Consider the following 4,154-nt stretch of genomic DNA (forward strand, 5'->3'; position numbering starts at 1 on the left):
CCGTGAGGTCGTACTGCGGGGCCGGTGCGGTCGTCGTCTCGGCGGGCGCGGGCTCGGACTCGGGTGTGGAGCTGCACCCGACGAGCGCGGTCACCGCGCAGGTGGACGCCGCAAGTGCGGCTCCGACGCGTCGAGCTCGGTTCGGTCGACTGATGGCATTCACTCCCGCGTGTCTACCAGACCGTGGCGGTAACCGGCAGGCTCAACTGCCCGTGTGCGTCCGGTGGACGTCGTCGACCAGTTCGTGAGTGACCCGGTAGCCGGCGCGCATGCGCTGCATTTCCGCGTCGCGCACCAGGTAGGACTGCCGCGTGAGCTCACTCGGCCCGCCGGCCCGGAGCGTGCGCGCTCTGTTCACCAGCGGGAGCAGCGGCCCGACGAGCGACACGACGTGCGTGAGTGACGAAGCCGGGATGTGCAGATCGTCCGACGCCTCGTCGCCGATCAGCACGCGCTGTAGGGCAGACATCGTCGCCGAAGCCACCGCGCGGGTCACCCCATGGGGCCCGGGTAGCAGGTTGGCGAGTTCGGGCACCAGATAGTCGTCGGTCAGGGCGGTGACGAAGTCCCGGTCGTCTTGGCTGGGGCCAGGGGAGGTGAGTCGGTACAGCTTCTCGATGCGGATGTGGTCCGATTCGTCGATCGGGTTGAGCACGTGGTCGACGCCGACGACATGGCCGACGTAGCGCCACAGGTGGTAGATGTCGCCGAGTTCTGTGTCGGTGAAGCGCACGCCGACCCGGTGCATGGCGTCGAGCGCGATGTGGCCGAACTCGGCGATGGTGAACGCCATGTACGGCTGCGGGATCGGCACACCCCAGGCTTCGTCGTCCCACGTGACGAGGTGCCGGATTCCTCGTCGTACATGGGCGTGGATCATTCGCACGCGCACCGTGTACGCGAATCCGTCTCCCTGCCTGGCCATTCCGCCCGGAGAGATGACTTTCTGCAGCCAGTTGCCCACTTCGATGGAGCGAATGGCCGGTTGCGAGACGTATCGTCCGGTGATGGCCAGCGGTTTGCCGGCAATGGAGTTCTCTGCGCCGCGAAGCAACGACGCCGCTCCCAGCACGATCCCCATCACCGCGCTGTAGCGGACGAGGGCGTCGGCGGCGCGGTCGAGGCGGTCGTGATCGACCCAGTCCGGTTCGGAGTCGAGAAATGCGAACAGCTTTCGAAGCGCAGCCGGGGCATCGGGGTCGATTCCGTTCGTGAGCGCAGCAGAGACGGCGGCAGTCGACGACGAAGAACCGAAGTCCTCGTCGAGCACGCGATCGGCGAGCGGATCGGCTCGCCACATCGCGTCGAGCCATTCGCGTCCTGCCTGGCCGTGCCTCGAGACGGCCTCGTCGGTGCGAACCAGCCCACTGGGAGCGCGAGTATTCATACATTTCAGTGGAACACGAGAATTCCTCACTTACTATTCACTTTCATGCCCGCCCAACGCCCGACGTCACCGCGACCGAGATCGACTCCGCGTCAGCAACGCGCCGTCGAGATGCGGGCTCGGCTGTTGACCGGGACCATCGAGCTGTTGCAGAAGAAGCCCGGCTACCTCCCGACGACGTACCAGCTCGCACGGCACGTGCACGTCAGCATCGGCACCGTGTATCGCTATTTCACCGACATCGACTCCGTCATGGACGAGCTGCGAACCGCAACGATCCACGACATCACGATGCGGCTGGCCACCGGAATCGGACGCGCGATGGATCAAGCACCGGCCGACGCGATCGTCACCATCGTCGAGACACTCACTTCTGCGTTCGAGGAACACGAGGCGGTGGTCCGGACGGCTTTCGCAGCGGGAGGTTCGGAGTTGGGTGGCCAGTGGAAAGACATCGAACGTCCACTGCTGCCCCTGGCGCGCATCTTGCCCACTCGCATCCGACCCGATCTCGACGACGACGCCCTCGACGATCTCGTCTTCCTGACGATGGGTGCCACCGCCAGCCTGTGCATGAGAGTCGCGTTGTTCAGACCCGCGGGCTCGGACCGAACGATGTTGGTGGCCACGACGGCTCGCATGCTGCTCGCCGCGTTCGAGGGTGCCGATTCGAGTGCGTCGGGTTAGCAACCCGGCAGGGGTGTTTGCGACTGCCGAATTCGGGGGATCAGTGCTGCTATGAAAATTGTGGTCGTCGTCAGTGCGGTCGTGGCAGTCGTGGTGTCGTTTCTCGGGTCGGGTGCGTGGATAGGAACGCCGATTGCCGAGGCGGCCGGTGGGGCGCTCAGTGCCACGTCGACGCTGGTGGCACCCGCCGGCCCTGCGTTCTCGATCTGGTCGGTGATCTACACCGGGCTCGTCGCCTACGCCGTCTGGCAGTTCCTACCCGGCCGCACCGCACGCCACGACGCGTTGCGAGCACCGATCGTCGCGTCGATGTTGCTCAATCCGGCGTGGATTCTCGCGATTCAGATCGGGCAGGTGTGGCTGAGCGTGATCGTCATCGTCGCGTTGCTGGCGGTGCTCGTCCGCGTGTTCGTGCTGATGCAGCAGCATCGACCGGAGGGCGTCGCCGATGCGGTGATCACCGACGGAACGATGGGTGTCTACCTCGGGTGGGTGTGTGTGGCGACGATCGCGAACATCTCGGCGTGGCTGGTGAGTCTCGGATTCACCGGTGGCGCGACGGTATGGGCGGTCATCGTGCTCGCGGTGGCGGCTGGTGTCGGGGTGTTGCTGGCCCGGTACTCGAGTGGTGCGCTCGCACCGATGCTGGCGATCGTCTGGGGGCTGGGATGGTTGGCGCAGGGCCGCTTCTCCGGTGAGGTGGTCGATACGACCGTCGGCTGGGCAGCCGTTCTCGCTGCGGTGGTGGTCGCAATCACCACGGTGGGCATCAGGTTTCGCACCCGAGAGGCGGTCCCCTCAGCGCTGCGTCAGTGATCGGTGACATCGAGTGCGGCACCGACGATGGAGTCGGTATCGATCTTGTGGTGCTTGTACACCTCGTCGAGTGATCCGACCTGCCCGAAGTTGCTCACTCCCAACGACGTCGAGGCCACCCGGTTGACGGTCGCGAGGAAGGCCAGAGTGTGCGGGTGGCCGTCGAGCACGGTCACCATCGGCGTCGCCCGATCGGCGGGGAGCAGCTGATCGAGAATCCACGACTCACCGACTCCGCGTCCCTGCCGCGCTTGCAGGGCTCGGTAGAGCTCGCCCGGGCTGGTGATGCACAGAACGTCTGCGATCACGCCGACCTTGCTCAATCGCTCGGCAGCCTCGAGTGCTTCGGTGATCACGGCTCCCATGGCCGCGATGGTCACTGTCGCACCGTCTCGACGCACCAGTGGATATCCGCCGGCGACCACCTGGCGACGCCTGCGTTCCCTGGCCGCCGGGTCGGTGGGGACGTCGGCCTTCGACTGGTCGACGGGTCGCGTCGACAACCGTAGGTACGCCGAGGTTCCGTCGGGTCGGCCGAGGCGCGCGATGCTGGCGAGCAGGGTCCATTCGACGTCGATCGCGAATGCGGGTTCGTAGCTGACGCAGCCGGGCTGCTCGAGACCGATCGACGGCGTCTTGATCGATTGGTGCGCACCGCCTTCCGCGGCCAGCGTGACGCCGGACGGCGTGCCGACGAGGATCGATTGGCCGCCGGCGTAGATCCCGTACGACCACGGCTCGAGGGCGCGTTCGACGAACGGGTCGTACATGACGCCGATCGGGAACAGTGGCTGTCCCCACCGGCTCCACGTGGCACCGAGTTCGCCCATCAGCCCCACGAGGTTGGTCTCGGCGATGCCGAGTTCCATGTGCTGACCGCTCGGTCCCTCGCGCCAGTGCATGATCGTTTCGGCGTCGTCACCGAACCAATTGTGCCGATCGGATGAGGACCACACGCCGACCTTGTTGACCCAGCCGCCGAGGTTGGTGGTGGAGCTGACGTCGGGGCTCACTGTGACAACCCTTTTCGCTGCTTCCGGGGCCTCGCGGGTGAGGTCTATCAGCGTTCGGCCCAGTGCGGCCTGAGTGGTGGCGGTGCCCTTGGGGGTTCGGCCGATGTCGGTGGGAACGGCGGGAGGAGTCGACGCCGGAACCGGTTCGCGGCGTAGCCGTTCCGCGGTGGCGGCGCACAGTCGGCCCGGGGGCGCTGTCGTTTTTCGAAGCGGCCCCCAGGGCGCAGCGGGGATCCCAGGTCGAGGCTGCG

Annotated in this window: 3 protein-coding genes and 1 pseudogene; 2 read left to right on the forward strand and 2 right to left on the reverse strand. The window is 66.5% G+C overall.

Going from position 1 to position 4,154, the window contains the following annotated elements:
- Positions 1-202: 202 nt before the first annotated feature.
- Positions 203-1,387, reverse strand: a complete 1,185-nt coding sequence (locus RHBS_RS25175; RefSeq protein WP_128646783.1) for an oxygenase MpaB family protein — start codon at positions 1,385-1,387, stop codon at positions 203-205.
- Positions 1,388-1,432: 45 nt separating this feature from the next.
- Here RHBS_RS25175 and RHBS_RS25180 point away from each other — a divergent pair, with 45 nt between their 5' ends.
- Together RHBS_RS25180 and RHBS_RS25185 are read left to right on the forward strand one after the other, a co-directional pair.
- Positions 1,433-2,074 carry a TetR/AcrR family transcriptional regulator gene (locus RHBS_RS25180; protein ID WP_306303574.1) on the forward strand — a complete coding sequence of 214 codons (642 nt, stop codon included), beginning with the start codon at positions 1,433-1,435 and terminating at the stop codon, positions 2,072-2,074.
- 51 nt (positions 2,075-2,125) lie between these two features.
- A complete protein-coding gene (locus RHBS_RS25185) occupies positions 2,126-2,890 on the forward strand; it encodes a TspO/MBR family protein (RefSeq protein WP_128646784.1) in 765 nt (254 codons plus the stop codon).
- Here RHBS_RS25185 and RHBS_RS25190 read toward each other — a convergent pair.
- Positions 2,884-4,154 (reverse strand): annotated as a pseudogene (locus RHBS_RS25190) (pyruvate dehydrogenase); the annotation flags it as partial. The gene RHBS_RS25185 and the pseudogene RHBS_RS25190 sit on opposite strands and share 7 nt — an antisense overlap.

It is taken from the genome of Rhodococcus sp. BS-15, from assembly GCF_000813105.1.
In the GTDB taxonomy this organism is placed as follows: domain Bacteria; phylum Actinomycetota; class Actinomycetes; order Mycobacteriales; family Mycobacteriaceae; genus Rhodococcoides.

Coding starts and splice junctions, on each gene's coding strand:
- RHBS_RS25185 (WP_128646784.1), top strand. CDS start 2,126: ATGAAAATTGTGGTCGTCGTCAGTGCGGTCGTGGCAGTCGTGGTGTCG.
- RHBS_RS25175 (WP_128646783.1), bottom strand. CDS start 1,387: ATGAATACTCGCGCTCCCAGTGGGCTGGTTCGCACCGACGAGGCCGTC.
- RHBS_RS25180 (WP_306303574.1), top strand. CDS start 1,433: ATGCCCGCCCAACGCCCGACGTCACCGCGACCGAGATCGACTCCGCGT.